Annotated in this window: 15 protein-coding genes and 1 pseudogene; 15 read left to right on the forward strand and 1 reads right to left on the reverse strand. The window is 63.3% G+C overall.

Going from position 1 to position 17,388, the window contains the following annotated elements:
* Nucleotides 1-24: 24 nt before the first annotated feature.
* From NX862_RS05380 to NX862_RS05400, 6 genes and pseudogenes are all read left to right on the forward strand, one after another.
* A complete protein-coding gene (locus NX862_RS05380; RefSeq protein ID WP_264492860.1) occupies nt 25-759 on the forward strand; it encodes a hypothetical protein in 735 nt (244 codons plus the stop codon).
* 248 nt (nt 760-1,007) lie between these two features.
* Complete coding sequence (locus tag NX862_RS05385; protein ID WP_264492861.1) at nt 1,008-1,310, forward strand: helix-turn-helix transcriptional regulator; 303 nt, start codon at nt 1,008-1,010, stop codon at nt 1,308-1,310.
* Between the two features lie 383 nt (nt 1,311-1,693).
* Nucleotides 1,694-2,416 carry a DUF7146 domain-containing protein gene (locus NX862_RS05390; RefSeq protein ID WP_264492862.1) on the forward strand — a complete coding sequence of 241 codons (723 nt, stop codon included), beginning with the start codon at nt 1,694-1,696 and terminating at the stop codon, nt 2,414-2,416.
* A complete protein-coding gene (locus NX862_RS19440) occupies nt 2,358-2,546 on the forward strand; it encodes a toprim domain-containing protein (protein WP_413694537.1) in 189 nt (62 codons plus the stop codon). The genes NX862_RS05390 and NX862_RS19440 overlap by 59 nt, the downstream gene beginning before the upstream one ends.
* Nucleotides 2,546-3,583, forward strand: a pseudogene (locus NX862_RS05395) (DUF3987 domain-containing protein). Before NX862_RS19440 ends, NX862_RS05395 begins: the two are co-directional and overlap by 1 nt.
* Nucleotides 3,516-3,797 (forward strand): hypothetical protein, encoded by a 282-nt coding sequence (locus NX862_RS05400; RefSeq protein ID WP_264492863.1) that lies wholly within the window; start codon nt 3,516-3,518, stop codon nt 3,795-3,797. The pseudogene NX862_RS05395 and the gene NX862_RS05400 overlap by 68 nt, the downstream one beginning before the upstream one ends.
* 629 nt (nt 3,798-4,426) lie before the next feature.
* On the opposite strand, the gene map is transcribed toward NX862_RS05400, so the two are convergent.
* Nucleotides 4,427-5,173, reverse strand: coding sequence for a type I methionyl aminopeptidase (gene map, locus NX862_RS05405; RefSeq protein ID WP_264492864.1), 747 nt, complete (start codon nt 5,171-5,173; stop codon nt 4,427-4,429).
* Nucleotides 5,174-5,416: 243 nt separating this feature from the next.
* On the opposite strand from map, the gene NX862_RS05410 reads away from it, so the two are divergent.
* The 9 genes from NX862_RS05410 to NX862_RS19380 all read left to right on the forward strand — a co-directional run bounded on the left by NX862_RS05410 (nt 5,417) and on the right by NX862_RS19380 (nt 17,359).
* Nucleotides 5,417-5,761, forward strand: a complete 345-nt coding sequence (locus NX862_RS05410) for an ArsR/SmtB family transcription factor (protein WP_264492865.1) — start codon at nt 5,417-5,419, stop codon at nt 5,759-5,761.
* A complete protein-coding gene (locus NX862_RS05415; RefSeq protein WP_264492866.1) occupies nt 5,742-6,242 on the forward strand; it encodes an SRPBCC family protein in 501 nt (166 codons plus the stop codon). Before NX862_RS05410 ends, NX862_RS05415 begins: the two co-directional genes overlap by 20 nt.
* 180 nt (nt 6,243-6,422) lie before the next feature.
* Nucleotides 6,423-6,848 (forward strand): hypothetical protein, encoded by a 426-nt coding sequence (locus tag NX862_RS05420; protein WP_264492867.1) that lies wholly within the window; start codon nt 6,423-6,425, stop codon nt 6,846-6,848.
* Between the two features lie 314 nt (nt 6,849-7,162).
* Nucleotides 7,163-7,423 (forward strand): PepSY domain-containing protein, encoded by a 261-nt coding sequence (locus tag NX862_RS05425; protein ID WP_264492868.1) that lies wholly within the window; start codon nt 7,163-7,165, stop codon nt 7,421-7,423.
* A gap of 3 nt (nt 7,424-7,426) precedes the next feature.
* The gene (locus tag NX862_RS05430; RefSeq protein WP_264492869.1) at nt 7,427-8,026 is read left to right on the forward strand and encodes a cytochrome b/b6 domain-containing protein; all 600 of its coding nucleotides are present in this window, start codon (nt 7,427-7,429) and stop codon (nt 8,024-8,026) included.
* Between the two features lie 71 nt (nt 8,027-8,097).
* The gene (locus NX862_RS05435; protein WP_264492870.1) at nt 8,098-8,664 is read left to right on the forward strand and encodes a helix-turn-helix transcriptional regulator; all 567 of its coding nucleotides are present in this window, start codon (nt 8,098-8,100) and stop codon (nt 8,662-8,664) included.
* Nucleotides 8,661-9,362 carry a VIT1/CCC1 transporter family protein gene (locus NX862_RS05440; protein ID WP_264492871.1) on the forward strand — a complete coding sequence of 234 codons (702 nt, stop codon included), beginning with the start codon at nt 8,661-8,663 and terminating at the stop codon, nt 9,360-9,362. Before NX862_RS05435 ends, NX862_RS05440 begins: the two co-directional genes overlap by 4 nt.
* A gap of 161 nt (nt 9,363-9,523) precedes the next feature.
* On the forward strand, nt 9,524-10,915 hold the full coding sequence (locus tag NX862_RS05445; RefSeq protein WP_264492872.1) for a VCBS domain-containing protein: 1,392 nt from the start codon (nt 9,524-9,526) through the stop codon (nt 10,913-10,915).
* Nucleotides 10,916-11,164: 249 nt separating this feature from the next.
* Nucleotides 11,165-17,359, forward strand: a complete 6,195-nt coding sequence (locus tag NX862_RS19380; RefSeq protein ID WP_319800866.1) for a M10 family metallopeptidase C-terminal domain-containing protein — start codon at nt 11,165-11,167, stop codon at nt 17,357-17,359.
* The last annotated feature ends 29 nt before the right edge of the window (nt 17,360-17,388 follow it).

Genomic DNA, 17,388 nt, shown 5'->3' on the forward strand with positions numbered 1-17,388 from the left:
AGAAAGAGATAATCGAGATGACCAATGAGGATTTACTCTGGATTTGGCGGCTTGCGTCCGGTTTTTCGATTGAGGATGCCGCAATACCAATGGCCGATGGTGATCCCAGAGCGGAAGATTGGGAATTTGACAGTTTGGACGCGCAATCGCCGTCAAGCGGACATTGGCCCCCTGGCTTCATCGCAATGTCTGCTGCCCTGCGGACTGCCGTGGTTGAAGGCAAACTTCTCGCACGAGTCAGGTATTCGGCCAACCATTCCGCTTACTGTCCCAATGGATTCGAAGCCACGTTTGGGTTTTTCTGACCCCGATCTTTGGCGTTTGATCGAAAGGGCAGATGGGGTGGGACATGCTGAAAGCGGGAAAGTCTATATTGAGAAGGAACCTGATTGGGGCAAGACTACGGCCGCTGTTGAGGACAAAAAGGATTGGCTAAGAAACCAGGGTTGGACGAAGGGCTTTTTGTTCGCAGGCCCTCTTGGCGAACCTGAAATCGAATCCCTACAGGCCGTGCCAGAGACCTTTATGCAATTTGAGCATCCCCACTTTGCCCCAGAGCTTCCCCTGGACGTCTCTGCTTGGCGAGCCTTCGAAGAAGGGCACATATTCAGGCGCAGCAGCAAGGCTGCGATCACCGAATGGATCGAACGAAATCACTCAGCTTGGAAGGGGAAGGAGCCGATCTCCCAGTCTGCGAAAGAAAGAGTTGCCACGGTCGTCAATTGGACTCCAACCGGCGCAGCGCCTCGGCTAGACTAGATGTGAGTTCCGCAGACGCCCACATAAATCAGTTCAGGACTCCATTGAAGAAACTGAAGGCCGACGTCCCTTGTCAGACGTCCCTTGTCAGACGTCCCTTGTCAGACGTCCCTTGTCAGACGTCCCTAGAGGACTCCTCAGGTTGACCGGAACGCTGGGGTGGGTAGGTTTTCCGATCCAGTCCAGCCATTCACGCAGCTTTCATTTCATCATTTGTCGTTCCATGTCGGTTCAAATGGAGCCATTAGATGACCGACCCGCTTTTGACCGCCCGCGAGGGCGCGGCCCTCCTCCAGATCTCAGTTCCGACCTTTTGGCGTTGGGTGTCCCAAGGCACCTTGCCGAAGGCCGTGAAGCTTGGCGGCATGAGCCGTTGGCCGCAATCCGAGCTGATTGCCGTGATTGAGCGCGCCAAGGCCAAACGCACTCCCGCTGGAGGAAAGCCGCCACCCTCTGCACGGGCGGCGGCTTCCATCTTCGGCAGCCAAAACACCTGCGAAGATGGCACGTCCAGCCCGCCCCTTCTCATGGAAGAGGTTGAAGAAGATTGAACTCCGCACAGACTGCCCCCCCCGATCCGGCTTGCAGTGCCTCTGGCTGGGGTGTCACGGCTGCCGACCCTGCCTTGTTCAGCGAGGCCGAAATCTGCCGCTCCAAAGTCAACATTTGTCAACAGGCTGGCATGTTGAAAGGCATGAACCTGCGGCCGCCTTTTGACACCCGGGAACGCCCCGAGGAACGCTTCGAACGGCGCTCTTCCATGACCGGCCCGACGGATTGATCGCCTGCACCATGACCTTGATGAGCCAATTGGATATGGGCGCAGACATCACAGCATCGCTTGGAATGGCGCGCTTCGTCCGCCATTGGGGCCTGTCCCGGTCTTTGGCTGCAACTGTTTGCCGAGGGACCAGCGATGAACAGCGCCAGCGAGATGACCTCCTCTCTCGGCGGCCATTGGTACGGGCGTTACGGCACGGCACCTTGCCCGATCTGTCAGCCTGAACGACATCAGAGGCAGAACGCTTTGACCCTGTCTGAAGCCTTGGATCAGAAGCTCCTCGTCCATTGCAAGAAGGCGGGTTGCCGCTTCAAGGACCTCGCGAAGGCGTTGGGACTGGTCCCCGGCACCTTCAAACGCGCCAATGCGGCGGAATTGGCCCGGGCTGAGGCCGAGGCGCGGGCCGAGGCCGTGAAGCGCGCCCGCCAGGCCTTGGCGCTTTGGCGGGCGGCGCTGCCGATCCGGGGCACGCCGGCCGAGGTCTATTTGCGGGGCCGCAATCTCGATGGCGCCTCGGTCCAGGACCTCCGCTTCCACCCTGCGGCATGGCGCGGGCCGAGCGCCCGGCACGGTCCTGCGATGTTGGGGTTCGTCAAGGGCGGCGCTTTGCCTGCCCTGCATCGGACCGGGATCAAACAGGATGGCACCGGCAAGGCCAAACTGGACCCCAACAAGGCCATGCCCGGGCCCGTCAAAGGGAGTGCCGTTCGGCTTCTGGATGGTCCGGGGCCGCTCGTCGTGGCTGAGGGGATCGCGACGGCCCTGAGCCTCGCCTGTGGCTTGCGTCTTTGGCCCATGCGTCTGTGGTCTGCCGGGGATGGCGGGTTTGTCTCTGCCAGACCGCCCGGGCTCCCTCATCATCGCATCAGACGGTGATGTGGCGGGCAGGACCGCTGCCACGGAGCTGACCACCCGTGCATCTGCCTTGGGCTGGAGGGTGCGCTTGATGCCCGCGCCCGACGGCCTCGATTGGAACGATGTGCTGATGCAGAAAGGCGGCCAGTGATGATCCAGCAGCTTGAAGACGTCCAACCCGAATGGGGCTCTCCCTGGCAGAGCCGGAGGGCATCCACCATCCTTTGGGCGATGAACAATGGCACGCCCAGCATGAACAAGAGCCCGGCCATGGATGCTATCCTCGACCCCCTGCGCAAGATCGAGGCCGAGATGCGCAAGTGGCAAGAACAGGCTGACGTCGCCGCCATCTTCGATTTGACCTGGAAAGAGGCGGTCAAGCAGGCCATGAGGACCGGAAATACGGTTCCTGACCGGCCTGCTGAAGCCGATGCTGGCCCGGGTCCGCGTCCGGCGCGCCGCGTGATGAACAATGCGACCATCGAGAAACTGGCCTTCGATCTCTCGCGCTTGGTGCGGGGGCTTCTGCTTTTCCGCGACGAACTGTCAGCCTGGATCACCGGGATGACCCGCTATTCTGGCAGCACGGACCAGAGCTTCTGGTAAGAGGCCTGTGGTGGGCGCCCCTGTGTGGTTGACAGGATGGGGCGTGAGAGCGTCACCCTGCAAAATCTGTCGATCGCAGTCTTGGGGTCGATCCAGCCGGTTCGGTTGCGCACGCTGCTGCTGAAGAGCGACAACGACGGGCTGACCGCGCGTTTCCTCACCTTCTGGCCCAATCCCGCACCCATCCAGCGCCCCTGCCAACAGGATGACGGCAGCTTCCTGCAAGCGGCTTACGAGCGTCTCCTTTCGCTGGAACTGCAGCAAGACGAGGAAGGCAGGCTGCATCCGGTCGTCGCGCCGTTCACTTATCTGCCAGACATCTTGCGTCATGAGACCCGGGGCTTGGAGGCGACCGCCGACGGCATATTGCACTCCTTCATCGGCAAGCTGCCGGGGCTTGCCATCAGGGTGGCGACGGTTCTGATAGGCCGCGACCGGCGAGGTGGAGCCCCGCGCGATCCACTTCGGTGCCATCGGCAGGTTTATAGCCTTCCTGAAAGAATACGCCTTGCCCATGGCCCGCACGACCTTCGCCGAAGACAGCCCGCCGAAATCCGAAAAGGCTGCCCGGCAGCATTTTGACTTGCTGGCCGAACGCAAGGAGCCGCGGTTCAGCGTTCGCGATATCCAACGGCTCCGGCGCAAGGGGCTGGAAAGCAAGCCTGACCTTGATCCCGCCCTGCGCAAGCTTGAAGAGGCAGAGCTCATCCGGCCCGCGTCCCATTCCCCGGGACCCAACGGAGGGGCGCCACCGCGCCTCTATCTCGTCAACCCTGTCGTCTTCGCGAAAGGCTGAATGGGGCTCTGCGGGCAAGAAGACAAAAGTGACAGCCCCCCCGTGACCAAGAGATGCACGGCGCCCCTCTCACCTGGTTCTGTCAATTTTGTCACTTCTGTCGAGTGAGAAAAACTGCTGTATGGAGCAGTGGGGCAGTCGGGTTGATCCGTACGGCCCGCCATTTTTGCGTTTCACCGTCTTTGCAGCGGTCAACCGGCTGGCCAGACCGGACCGGTTTGGCAGCATTGGTCCACCGTGTCAGTTCAGAGGGAAATTGCCGCCTCTCTCAGTTCGGCCGGACTGTCGCTGGATGTTCAGAGCGCCGCCGTATCGGGGGCGGCTGGGGATTCGGAAGCGTTTCGCTGCGCAGGCTGGGCCTTGAGTGAGAAGGTGGGGTAGTCTTTTTCCCGCCAGTGAGTGCCCGCAAAGGGCCGAGCGCGTCGATGGGCCCGGATCGTTGCAAGGTGCGGAAAGCACTCGCTCAGCTCCTATTTGGAGGTTTGCGAAAATCCTCGACAGCAGCGATTCAAGTCCAAAGGGACTTGTCCAACCCAAGTCAGCTTCAGAGATCCGCAATCAATCAAAGAGGGCCATGGGTTGACCCCTTTGCCCGGCCACATTTGTGCATTTAATGACGGCAGAGGCGCTTAGCCGGGCAGTGTGACGATCAAGGGGCCGCGTTCGGTCGCCACGACCGTGTGTTCATATTGAACCACCGGCGTGGTGGGATCGGCCAAAAGCGTCCAGGCGTCATCCCCCTCAGCCGCCCACAAGGCACCCGTGGCCAGAAAGGGCTCCACCGTCAGGACCATGCCGCGATGCATCTTGCGGCGGTCGCGGTTGGGCCAGGTGGCGATCTGATCGGGCGCCTCGTGCAGCGCCCGGCCGACCCCATGGCTCGCCAGATTGCGGATCAGAGTATAGCCCCTCGCCGTGGCAAAGCGGCCGATGGCATTGCCGATAGACTCCAAGGGCCTGCCCGCCGCGACCTGCGTCACGCCGATCTCCATCGCGCGTCGTCCGTCGCGGCAAAGGCTCTGCAGCTTGGGCCGCACTGGCCCAAGGCAAAAGCTGGCGCCGGTGTCTGCGAAGAAGCCCGCTTTGCTTGCCGACACGTCAATGTTCACCAGATCACCCCGGCACAGGATCCTGTCACCCGGGATGCCATGGGCGATCTCTTCGTTGACGCTGATGCAGGTGGCGCCGGGGAAGTTGTAGCTCGCCTCGGGCGCCGAGATCGCGCCCTCGCGGTCCAGCATGGCCCGGCCAAGCGCATCCAGTTCGCGCGTGGTCATGCCCGGCTCCATGGCCTTGCCCATGGCCTGCAGCGTGTTGGCGACGATCCGGCCAATGGCCATCAGCCCGTCGAGTTCGTCTTGCTGGGTGATGGTCATCGCGCGCTCCTGTTTATTGCAGTCTAGCCAGGGGCCGCGGGGATTCACAGGGGGCCAACCAGGGCGTCAGGTCCGAGGACGCCGCTGGTCGCATCTTTGGGCGATACGCGCCAGCAGGGTAGCGCCGCCGGGACGGTCGTTGTGCCGATCCGGTCAGTCTCGCCATGAGCCGTGCCTTGGAAAACTTCTCCGTTTGGATAAGTTTTCGTTGCGGTCCGGATGGGCGGCAGATAACTTAACCATATGGATAAGTATCTGCATGTCAGTTTCAGTGCGCTTGGCGATTCCACCCGGCTGGCGGTGGTCGAACGCCTGCTGCAAGGCCCGGCCTCGGTCAGCGAACTGGCCGAGCCCCATGCGATGGCCCTGCCTGCCTTTACCAAGCATCTTGGCATCCTGGAAAGGGCCGGCCTGATCCGCAGCGAAAAGCAGGGGCGGGTGCGCACCTGCTTTGTTCAGACCCCGGCCATCCAGGCCATCGACACCTGGCTTGCGCAGCGCCGCGCGCTTTGGGCCAGCCGCTATGACAATCTTGATCACCTGATGTCCAGGTTGAATGGAGTGAAGAATGACGACCCGGCAATTTGACATCACCTTCGACACCATCTTGCACAGGATGACCATCCGCCGCGCCTTTGACGCGGGCCGCCAGCTTGTCTGGGACTGCCACACCCAAAGCGACCTGTTGGATCAGTGGTTCGCTCCCAAGCCCCTGACCACGAAGACCAAGGTCATGAACTTCACCGAGGGCGGGCTTTGGCATTATGCCATGGTCATGCCAGACGGGCAGGAATTCTGGGGCCGGATGGATTACCAGACGATCAGCCCGATCGACGGCTATACGCTGTTGGACGGTTTTTGCGATGCGACAGGGACGCTGAGCCCGGATATGCCGCGGGCCCGCTGGGATGTCAGCTTCAAGGACGCGGGCGCGCGCACCCTGGTCGAAACCGTGGTCGCCTATGGTTCGGCGGCCGAGCTGGAACAGGTCATCGCCATGGGGATGGAGGCGGGCATGACCTCGACCCTGGAGCGCCTGGACGAGCTGCTTTCGACCCTGGTCAACTAGGCCCCATTCTCTGGTAGACTGACTTTGCCAGAGAATTTCAAACCGAAGGTCGACGCCTATCTGGCCGCCTGCAAGGTTTTCACCAAGCCGGTCCTGATGCCTCTGTTGCACCGCGCCCGCCCAGACCTCGTCCAAGAGGTGAAGTGGGGACAGCCGCATTTCGGTTGAAGGGGAAAGATGATGTGCATCTTCGCCGCCTTCAAGATGCATTGCCCCTTCGGGTTCTGGAAAGATGCGCTGATGGCGGACCGCCGGCTTCAGGCCAATTCCAGCCTGCCCGCGATCAAGCGCTTCATGGGCAAGCTGACCTGGCGATTGGACATCGCTCCGGGCGGCGCGCTGACCGAAGCCGGCGTGCAACTCCCCTGGCGTGAGGCCATGACGCCGAAGCTTCTGGCGCTGCCTGCCGAGTTTGCCGAGCGCCTTGCCCGAAACCCGAAACCCGAAACCCGACGGGCCAAGCCAAATTCGAAGCCCGGTCCAATGCCTTCCGCATGGATTGCCTGGCCTGGATCATTGATGCCAAGACCGATGAAAGGCGGCAATAGCGCCTTTGCAGAGACGGTTGCCAGGAGCGCCGAAGGCAAGGGACGGTTCTGGAATTGATCCGCGGGAGGTGAAAGCGGGCACGAGGAGCGATGGTCCCGGCCATCATGGGGGCGCAAGCGGCTTCAGGTCGATGCGGAACGACAGCCACTCCGGGTTGCACGGGGCTTGGGACCGCTGCCGGGTGAACGTGCGGCCCCTGTGGATCGCCTCGGAGGCCTGCGCCGTGTGCCATCTCTCTTCGGCCCTGTCCGCGAAATTCCATACGCAGGTGCTTACGCCCCATCTTATGCCCCCTTGGGTCTATAGATGGGCGGCGCGAGGTCGCGCTAGGCAGGGGCCGAGCCGAATCCTCGGCCACCTGGAGTACTGAAATGAAAAAGATCCTTCTTGCCACCGCCATCGCCTTTCTGCCGTCGCTGGCTTCCGCCGAAGTCAAAATCGGTGATGTGATCGGCACCAATGGGGACGAGGCCAAAGTTGCCTTGGAAAAAGCGGGCTGCCCGGTCGAAAAGTTCGAAGCCGAAGACGGCAAGGTCGAAGCCGTCTGCAAGATGGCAACGACGGGTGAAATGATGGAGATCGTGATCGACCCGGCCACGGGCGCCGTCACCGACATCAAGATGGGCGACTGATCCATGTCCCGCACGCCTCTGCCCGGTTGGGATCTTGTCGTTCGGCTCAGCCATTGGTCGATTGCCGTTGTGGTCATTGCCAATGGTCTGATCACCGGCGGCGGATCGGCCTTGCACGTTGCCTTGGGTTGGGGCGGCGGACTTATCTTGCTGATGCGGTTGATCTGGGGGGTGATCGGCAGGACCGAGGCCCGATTCACATCCTTTCCGCCAGCGCCCTTCAAGGCCCTGGCGCATGTCGGCGACCTGATGCGCGGCAAGCCGCGCGAACATGCCTCGCACAATCCGGCCGGCGCCCTGATGATCTACGCGCTGTGGCTGTCCCTTGCCATCGTGATCGGCACCGGCCTCGTGATGACCAAGGCCGCGACGCCTTGGGAAATCTCGGCACAACAGGCCATTGTCGATAGCGGCGACTGGTCGCAGCTGGCACCGACGGAAGGCGAAGAAGACGGCGAGGAAGAGGGCGTGCTCAAGGAGGTTCACGAGATCTTCGCAAACCTGATGTTGATCCTCGCGGTTGTCCATGTGGCAGGCGTCGGCATCGAAAGCCGCATGTTGCGCCGCAACCTTGTCAAGCCGATGATCACCGGGAAACCCTGATTGGTCGGGCATTGCAAACCTACCGGGCTGCGGCACGCCGTGGCCCGGATTTCTGTTGGAAAGGCTTTCGCATGACCCCTGATGACAACGAGGCAGCAAGAGCTTGGCGCTGGAGGCGCTCTGCCAGCAGTCTTTTCGCCTTGGTGGTGCAGGTGCTGGCTGCCTTCTTCTTCATTTTTGACAGCCTCTTCGAGTTGGCGACGGACCCTGACAAGCGCCACCCCTTGACGGAGTTTCCTGTGGCTTTGGCCTTGTGCCTGGGGGTGTGGTTCACCTTCAACGATCTGAAGCAACTTCTGCGCCAAAAGGAGGCCGCAGAGCGGACCTTGGCGCTTGCCAGCGGGGCCTTTCGCCAAGTTATTGACCGACAGTTTGCCCTTTGGCGCTTTACCCCTGCCGAACGCGATGTGGCCTGGTTGGTCTTGAAAGGCGTCGATGTCACCGAAATCGCGACCCTTCGCAGGGCCGCGAATGGAACGGTGCGGGCGCAAATGGCGCGGATCTACGGCAAGTCGGGCGTCACGAGCCGGGCTCAGTTCGCCTCTATCTTCGTGGACGCGCTGATGGGGCATTTGCCAGAACGTCTTGATGATGTCGCCATCGAAACCCAAAGCCACAACAAGGAAATAACGCCATGACCTACGAATCGGCCCATGAGGCGCCGCATTACATCAATCGGGCAGGATGGCTGAGGGCTGCCGTTCTTGGGGCCAATGACGGGATCGTTTCGGTCGCATCGTTGATCGTGGGTGTGGCGGCGGCGGGGCCTGATCGGACTGCAATCCTCATTGCTGGCACCGCGGGAATTGCCGCCGGGGCCATGTCGATGGCCGCCGGGGAATATGTCTCTGTCAGCTCGCAGTCGGATGTGGAGCGCGCAGACATTGCGCGCGAGGCCCAGGCGATTGCGCTGGACCCGGTGTCGGAAGAGGCCGAACTTGCCTCGATCTACCGCGCGCGGGGTCTATCCGATGCGACCGCCCAAGTGGTGGCGCGAGAGTTGACGGCAAAAGACGCGCTGGCCGCCCATGTGCGCGAAGAGCTTGGCCTTTCAGAGGTCCATGCGGCCAATCCCTTGCAAGCCGCGCTTGCGTCTGGACTGACCTTTACGCTCGCCGCTGCGGTGCCGCTTTTGGCGGCCGCAATATCACCGGTGGCCAGCCTTATTCCGGCGGTTGTTGCCGTGACGCTGCTTGCGCTGGCGGGGTTGGGCGCTTTGGGCGCGAAGGCAGGCGGGGCGCCTTTGTTGCCCGCAACGGGACGTGTGCTGTTCTGGGGGGCTGCGGCCATGGCGATCACCGCCGGGGTCGGGCGGCTTTTCGGCGTCAGCGTCTAGGCCTGTAAGCGTCGGCTTACGTGCCTATGTTCGGGTGGATAAAGCGACCGGGAAACTGGACATCGGTCGGGCGTTGATTGACGGCAAGGCTGCGGGTTTTGCCTTGTGGTTCCGTTGTCTGCCGGCATGTGGCCCGCAGGGACGGACAGGAGTTCACTTTCATGGTGACAGCACTCACCGGCACGGCCGGAAATGACAGCTTGGTCGGCACGGCCGGCAACGATCTCATCCTTGGGCTGGGGGGCAACGACCGACTGATCGGGGCGGAAGGAGACGATACGCTGGATGGCGGCGCGGGGACCAACCAGATCGACGCGGGCGCGGGCAATGACCTGATCCTTCTGGATGGCACCGCCGTCAACGGCGCTTTGCGGGTTCCGGCCACCGGGATCGACGGAGGAACGGGGACGGATACCTTGCAGTTCGCGGGTCGGATGGCCGATTTCCATATCGTTCAGATCGCGGGCGGCTGGCTGCAGGTCGATGACCTGGTGACGGGCGGGCGCACCCTGGCGGTGAATGTCGAGCATCTGCAATTCACCGACGCAGAGCTTTGGCTTGTGGCGCCGAACAGCGCCCCCACGATCGCAGGCGATGTGGTGGGCGCCCTGGTCGAAGGGGGCACCCTGGTTCTTGATGCGCTGGCCACGGCAAGCGACAGCGATGTGGGCACGGTCTTGTCCGTGACCGGTCTGGGACCCTTGCCCGGCGGCATCGGCTTTGACCCTGTGACGCAAAGCTTCACCGTAGATGGGTCGGCCTTTGACGCCCTGGCCGCAGGAGAAGTCCAGACCCTGCGCCTGGACTATGGCGTGACGGATGGGATCGCCACAACGGCGGCCTCGGCCGTGATCACTGTGACCGGGGTCAATGATGCCGCGCAGGTCTCGGGGGAATTTTCCGGGGCGGTGACCGAGGACGGCACCCTAACGGCATCCGGTCAGCTGACGGTGGTCGATGTGGATCATGATCAGGCGGGATTTGTCGTCGAAACCCGGGTCGGGGTCTATGGCAGCCTGTCGATGGGGGCAGCAGGGGCTTGGACCTATGCCTTGGACAATGCCGCACTTGCCGTGCAAGCTTTGACAGCGGGGCAGGTTGTCACGGACCGCATCACGGTTCACAGCCTTGACGGCACGGCTGCGGAAATCGTGGTCTCCGTCACCGGGGCCGCGGATGCCAGTTTGCTCCTTGGCTCGGACATGGCCAATCGTCTGACCGGGACCAAGATGGGTGATGTGATATTCGGTCTGGGCGGGGCGGATCGAATCAACGGTGGCGCGGGCGATGATGTCTTGTCGGGCGGATCAGGCGCCGATGTCTTCATCTTTACCGGCCGTTTTGGCCATGATGTCATCACAGACTTCTCCACGGACACCCTGCGCGAGGTCATCGACCTGTCGCACCTGGCCGGAGCAGAGAGTTTCGCCGATCTAAGGGCCAACCACATGACCGAACTGGCCGGCGACACGATTCTGAGCTTTGGTCAGAACACGATCACTTTGACAGGCGTCGCGATGTCCAGTCTGACGGCAGGCGACTTCCTGTTCTGATCCCGCAGCCGGCCAAGATCTTTTCGCGGCGCCCGTCGGGCGCCGCAGTCCTTTCCAAAACACCGTAAGCAGGCGCTTACAGGGCACATGCCGAGGCGCTGCGAATGTCGCCTCTGTCTCAACCCAAGGGATAGGACCGGGGGACTGCCCTTTAGTTGATTGCCCCAACCTGCAAACTCACGATGTGGTGAACCATCCGCAGACGCAGGTTATCGCGCTTGCCCCATCATCCTATGCACAGGTGCGACGATGCCGATTCCCAACACGAAGATATTCCTTGGCTCCACAATTTTGGCAGGTGGCGGCTTTACCCTGACGCCGAATACGGCGGGCGACTTTGCCCCAACGCTGACCGGCCTGCCGGCGCCGGCCTGGCTTGCGGGCATTGGCGATCTGAACGGAGACGGTATTGCCGATATCGCCATCGGGGCTTCGGGCGATGATGACAAGCTGGTCGATGCCGGGCGGATCTTTGTCACCATGGGCGGGATTACGGCGGGGGGCAGCACGGGGATCGCCACGAATTCCTGGATCATCGACGGCGTGAACGCGGGCGACCTGGCGGGCTTTGCGCTTGCGGGCAGCGCGGATATGAATGCCGATGGGCTGGGAGAGCTGCTGATCGGCGCCCCCGGGGTCAATGTCGGCGCCCAGGCCGACGCCGGGGCGGCCTATGTCGCCTTTGGCCAAAGCGCGCCGGGCGGGTTGGATTTGAATGACATCTTCACGGCGAACGGCGGTGGCTTTGCGATCAAGGGCCAGCTTGCGGGGGATGCGGCGGGCTATGCGGTGCTGTCGGTCGGCGACATGAACGGCGACGGGCGGGCCGATGTCCTGATCGGCGCGCCAGGACAGGATGCGGGCGGCACGGATGCCGGGGCGGCCTATGTCGTTTGGGGCAAGACCAGCGTCGGAGCGGTGCAGTTGAACAACGTGGCCCTGGGCACCGGCGGCTTCAAGATCATCGGGGCGGCAGCGGGCGAGGGCATTGGCCGCGCCATGGCCCGGCTTGGCGATCAGAATGGCGATGGAAGGTCGGAAATCCTGCTTGGCGGCCAAGACGCGGTCTATGTCGTGGATGGCAAGGCGACCGGCGCCACGGTGAACCTGGCCGCCCTGAGCGGGGGTTACAAGATCAGTGGCGCGGCGGGGTCGGGGGTTGGAGCCTCGGTGGCCTCTGTCGGGGATGTGAACGGCGACGGGCGCGATGACATTCTGATCGGCGCCCCGGGCGAGGACCGCGCCTATGTCGTCTTTGGTCAGGCGGGTCATGCGGCGGTCGATCTGACCGGCGCCTTCGACGGCTTTGCGATCACGGCCGAAGCGGGCGGAGACCTTGCGACCCTTGTCGTCACTGGTGGTGTCGACCTGAACCGCGACGGCATCGCCGATCTGGTGATCGGGGCTTCGGGCAATGCCGAGGGCGGGTTTGATGCGGGCGCGGTCTATGTCGTCTGGGGCGGCACGGGCAGCAGCACGGTGGACCTTGGCGCCGTGGCGCAGGGCTTTGGCGGGGCCAAGATCGTCGGCGACGCGGGCAGCCTTCTGGGCAGCTCGGTTGCGATTGGCGGCGACATGAATGGCGACGGGGTGGCCGACCTGATCCTTGGCGCTCCGGGCGCGGGGGAAAGCGTGCGGGTCCTCTACACGCCCACGTCCTGGCAGCCCGATCTGAACATCTATGGCACGACCGGCGCGGATGTCATGGGGCCCGGCTTTGGCGGGCTGCACCAGATCGGCGCGGGCAATGATGCGATCATGGCGCTGGAGGGCGATGACAGCGTCGATGCCGGCGGCGGAGATGACACGGTCGAGGGCGGGGCGGGCGCGGACACGATCCTTGGCGGGCTGGGTCGCGACTCGCTGGACGGCGGCACCGGGGTGGACAGCCTTGTGGGCGGCGCGGGCGATGACCTTTACATCGTGGACGATGCGGACCTGGTGGTCGAACTGGCGGGCGAGGGCACGGATACGGTCCTTGCCTCGGTCAGCCATGCCTTGGCGGCAGAGGTCGAGAACCTGACCCTGACCGCGGGCTTCCTGACCGCGACCGGCAATGCGTTGAACAACGTGCTGACCGGCACCTATGGCCAAGACACGCTGGACGGTGGCGCAGGCGATGACCGCATGGTGGGCGGTTTCGGCAATGACCGCTATGTCGTGGACAGCGCGGGCGATCAGGTCGTCGAAGGTCTGAACGGTGGCATTGATACGGTTGTCTCTTCGGTCGACTACACCCTGTCGAATGATGTGGAAAACCTGATCCTGACCGGGGCCGCCCATGTCGGGATCGGCAATAATGACAACAACGCGATCACCGGCGGGGCGGGCAATGACACGCTGGACGGCGGCTTTGGCAGCGACCTTCTGACCGGAGGCGCGGGCGACGACACCTATATCCTGGCCTATGGTGGTGACGGGATCGTCGAGGCCTTGGGGGGTGGCACCGATCAGGTGATCTCGTCCCAGACCACAACGGTTCTTGCGGCCTATGTCGAGAACCTGACCCTGACAGGCTCTGCGGTTTCGGGCACGGGCAACGGGCTGGCCAATATGCTGACCGGAAATGCTTTGGCCAACACCCTGGACGGTGGGATGGGCGCCGACACGATGGCGGGCGGTGCGGGCAATGACAGCTATGTCGTTGATAACATGGGCGACGTGGTGATCGAACTGGCGGGCGGTGGCATCGACACCGTCACCACCGCGTTCAACTATACCCTGACCGAGGGCGAGATCGAAAACCTGACCCTGACCGGCGCGGCCCGCATGGCCACCGGCAACAGCAGCGCCAATGTGATCACCGGCACGGCGGGCGATGACACGATCAGCGGTGGGGCCGGGGCCGATACGCTGATCGGGGGTCTGGGCAATGACACCTATGTCGTCGATGACCTGGGCGACATCGTGACCGAGGGCGCCGACCCTGGGGTCGATCACGTGCTGGCCTCGGCCAGCCATACCCTTGGCGCCAATATCGAACACCTGACCCTGACGGTTGCGGGCCTGACCGGGACGGGCAACACGCTGGCCAACGAGATGACCGGATCGTCGGGCAGCGACAGCCTTTACGGGCAAGAGGGCAATGACACGCTGGATGGCGGTTCGGGCGCAGATTATCTGGAAGGCGGTGCGGGCGACGACACCTATGTCATCGACGACGCGGGCGATGTGGTGATCGAGGCTTTGGGCGGCGGCATCGACACCGTGACCGTCATGGTTGATGGTCTGACGATTGCCGACAATATCGAAAACATCCACCTTGCCGGCACTGCCCATATTGCCACGGGTGGCGCGGGCGACAACCTGCTGGAGGGCGCCGAGGGCGATGACGACCTGGATGGCGGCGGCGGCGATGACCTGCTTTTGGGCGAAGAGGGCAATGACGACCTGACGGCGGATGCGGGCCATGACACGCTGGTCGGCGGGCAGGGCGACGACACCTATCACCTGACCGGCGGCACGGTTGAAATCGAGGACTATGAGGGCCACGACGCAATCGACGCCTCGGCCAGCGTGACCGACGACCACATCGACCTTTCGGGCGAAACCGAGTCCGAGATCGAAGGTGGGATCGTCCATATCAGCCAGCCCGGCACGACCTCGCGGCCCTTTGATGTGCAATTCCTGCAAGACCTGTCGGGGTCGTTTGGCGATGACATTGCCAATGTGCGCGGCCTTGTGCCTCAGATCGTCGGCGCCATCCATGCGGTGCAGGTCAACAGCACCTTTGGCGTGTCGTCCTTCATCGACAAGCCGGTTTCGCCTTTTGGGGCGACCGGGGAATGGGTGTTCCATCAAGAGCTGATGCAGACCACGGATGCGACCGCTTTGGCCGCGACCTACACCAATCTGGCGATCCGTTTCGGCAATGACGCGCCCGAAGCCCAGATCGAGGGGCTGATGCAACTGGCGCTGCATGACACCGAAGTGGGATTCCGGTCGGATTCGGCGCGCTTTGTGGTGCTGTTCACCGATGCGCCCTATCACATGGCGGGGGATGGCGCGCTTGGCGGCATCCTGACGCCGAACAACGGCGATCCGCTGTTCCCCGGCAATGGCGCGATGGAGGATTACCCGACCATCGCCCAGTTGTCGGCGGCGCTGACGGCGGCCAATATCACGCCGATCTTTGCCATCGCCGGCGGGTTCGAGACGGTCTATCAGGATCTGGCCACCCAGCTTGGCCGTGGGGTTGTGGTGTCTTTGACGGCCAACAGCTCGAACATCGTGCAGGCGATCACCAACGGCGTGACCGCGGCCACGACCACCCATATCGAGGATGCCCATGCTGGTTCCGGCGATGACACGGTGCTTGGGGCGGGCGAGGACAACGGGCTTTGGGGCGGCGCGGGCAACGACCGGCTGGAGGGGCGCGGCGGGGATGACCACCTGGAGGGCGGCGAGGGCGATGACCTCTTGTCGGGCGGGGCGGGCAACGACCTTCTCGACGGCGGTTCGGGCGCTGACACTGTGACCTTCTCGGGGCTGCGGGCGGATTACGACGTCGCAGCAACGGCGGGCGGCTTTGTCCTGACCGATCTGCGCGGCGCGGCCGATGGCGTCGACACGGTCCTTGGCGCGGAAAGCTTTGCCTTTGCCGATGGCACGGTGGCCGCCGCCGCCCTGATTGCGGCACCCGCGGTCCTGACATTGGTCATGGATGTGGATGCCGCCCCTGACAGCCTTGCCGAGATGTCCGCAGCAGGCACCGCAACCGGGGTGACGCTTGCGGCTCTGGACCAATTCGGCGCCCCGATCCCGGCAAGCTTTGAGCTGGTCACGGATGCCACGGGCACCGTTCTGGCTGCAGCGGGGGCCTTTGCGATTGATGCCCTTGGCGTGGTGAGCGTGCTTGACGGCAGCTTGCTGGACTATGAGACCGCGACAAGCCAGACGATCTGGGTTCGTGTGACCTCGGCTGCGGGGGATGTCATTGTGACCGCGGTGACGCTGAATGTGACGGATGTCTTTGAACCGGTGATCGTTGCCGTCACCCTGACCGGCGCGGCCAACACCTATGCGGCGGCCACCAACGACCACTATGTCGTCAATGGCTTGGGCGGCCATGACACGATCACGACCGCCGACGGCAACGATACGCTGACCGGCGGAACCGGCAACGATCTTTTGACCTCGGGCGGGGGGGATGACACCTTCCTGGTCGCCACCGGCCAGGGCTTTGACGCGGTGGATGGCGGGTTTGGGCATGACGTCCTCCGGGCAACCGCCGCGAATACCGTGATCGGCATCTCGACCCTGATGGGCATCGAAGAGATCACCTCGGGCGGATTTGCCGGGGTGAAACTTGTGGGCAGCTCAGCCGCCAACCTGATTGACCTGTCGGCCACGACCCTGACCGGCATCACTGTGATCGACGGTGGCAGCGGGGCTGATACTGTGACGGGCTCGGCACAGGCAGACACGATCCAGGGCGGGGCCGGGAACGATGCCCTGAGCGGCGGCGCGGGCGACGACAGGTTCCTGATGGGCCTTGGTCATGGTTTTGACGCGGTGGATGGCGGTGCCGGGTATGATATCCTCGCCGCATCCGCAGCCAATGCCGTGATCGGCGTCTCGTCCCTGATGGGTATCGAAGAGATCACCTCGGGCGGATATGCTGGGGTCAAGCTGGCCGGGACTTCTGCCGCCAACCTGATCGACCTGTCGGCCACGACCCTGACCGACATCACCCGGATCGAGGCGGGCAGCGGGGCCGATACGGTCATCGGCTCGGCGCAATCCGACACGATCGACGGCGGCGCGGGCAATGACGTCATCCAGGCCGGCGGCGGCGACGATGTGATCACCCTGGGTCTTGGTTCCGGCACCGATGCCTATGATGGTGGTCAAGGTCAGGACGAGATCCGCGCGGCGGCAGACTTTACGGTCATCGGGGTTTCGGCCTTGATCAATGTGGAAAGCATCTCGGCCGCAGGCTTTGCGGGTGTAACCATGGCCGGAAGTTCCAAGAGTGATGCGCTTGATCTGACGGGTGTCACCCTGACGGGGATTTCCGCGATCAATGGCCTTGCCGGGAATGACACGATGACCGGAAGCGCGGGGGCCGATGTCTTGAACGGAGGCAGCGGCAAGGACGTGCTGACCGGTGGGCTTGGCGCGGATACCTTTGTCTTCGCCCTGGCTTCTGATACGAGGACGACCGCCTGGGACAGGGTCTCTGACTTTGTCCAAGGGGAGGACTTGATCGACCTGTCCCTGATGGATGCCGATGCGCTTGCGATGGGCGATCAGGCCTTCACGTTCATCGGAACGGCGGCCTTCGGGCTTCATGCGGGCGAAGTCAGGGTGTCCACCGGGTCGGCGGGTTATCTGCGTGTCCTGGGGGATATCGACGGCAATGGAAGCGCCGATTTCGAACTTCGGCTGGATCTGCAAGCCGGGATCACCGGCCCTCTGATGGCCAGCGACTTCCTGCTTTGAGCCGATCGCTGCGGCGGCCTGGCACCGGG

The organism is Stagnihabitans lacustris (assembly GCF_025950525.1).
Classification (GTDB): Bacteria; Pseudomonadota; Alphaproteobacteria; order Rhodobacterales; family Rhodobacteraceae; genus Stagnihabitans.

What these genes read in the sequence shown, in the direction of transcription:
- NX862_RS05445 (WP_264492872.1), top strand. Translation starts at nt 9,524, where the DNA reads ATGGTGACAGCACTCACCGGCACGGCCGGAAATGACAGCTTGGTCGGC.
- NX862_RS05385 (WP_264492861.1), top strand. Translation starts at nt 1,008, where the DNA reads ATGACCGACCCGCTTTTGACCGCCCGCGAGGGCGCGGCCCTCCTCCAG.
- NX862_RS05410 (WP_264492865.1), top strand. Translation starts at nt 5,417, where the DNA reads ATGGATAAGTATCTGCATGTCAGTTTCAGTGCGCTTGGCGATTCCACC.
- NX862_RS05440 (WP_264492871.1), top strand. Translation starts at nt 8,661, where the DNA reads ATGACCTACGAATCGGCCCATGAGGCGCCGCATTACATCAATCGGGCA.
- NX862_RS05420 (WP_264492867.1), top strand. Translation starts at nt 6,423, where the DNA reads ATGTGCATCTTCGCCGCCTTCAAGATGCATTGCCCCTTCGGGTTCTGG.
- NX862_RS05415 (WP_264492866.1), top strand. Translation starts at nt 5,742, where the DNA reads ATGACGACCCGGCAATTTGACATCACCTTCGACACCATCTTGCACAGG.
- NX862_RS05380 (WP_264492860.1), top strand. Translation starts at nt 25, where the DNA reads ATGAGGATTTACTCTGGATTTGGCGGCTTGCGTCCGGTTTTTCGATTG.
- NX862_RS05435 (WP_264492870.1), top strand. Translation starts at nt 8,098, where the DNA reads ATGACCCCTGATGACAACGAGGCAGCAAGAGCTTGGCGCTGGAGGCGC.
- NX862_RS05390 (WP_264492862.1), top strand. Translation starts at nt 1,694, where the DNA reads ATGACCTCCTCTCTCGGCGGCCATTGGTACGGGCGTTACGGCACGGCA.
- NX862_RS19380 (WP_319800866.1), top strand. Translation starts at nt 11,165, where the DNA reads ATGCCGATTCCCAACACGAAGATATTCCTTGGCTCCACAATTTTGGCA.
- NX862_RS05400 (WP_264492863.1), top strand. Translation starts at nt 3,516, where the DNA reads ATGGCCCGCACGACCTTCGCCGAAGACAGCCCGCCGAAATCCGAAAAG.
- NX862_RS05430 (WP_264492869.1), top strand. Translation starts at nt 7,427, where the DNA reads ATGTCCCGCACGCCTCTGCCCGGTTGGGATCTTGTCGTTCGGCTCAGC.
- NX862_RS05425 (WP_264492868.1), top strand. Translation starts at nt 7,163, where the DNA reads ATGAAAAAGATCCTTCTTGCCACCGCCATCGCCTTTCTGCCGTCGCTG.
- map (WP_264492864.1), bottom strand. Translation starts at nt 5,173, where the DNA reads ATGACCATCACCCAGCAAGACGAACTCGACGGGCTGATGGCCATTGGC.
- NX862_RS19440 (WP_413694537.1), top strand. Translation starts at nt 2,358, where the DNA reads ATGGCGGGTTTGTCTCTGCCAGACCGCCCGGGCTCCCTCATCATCGCA.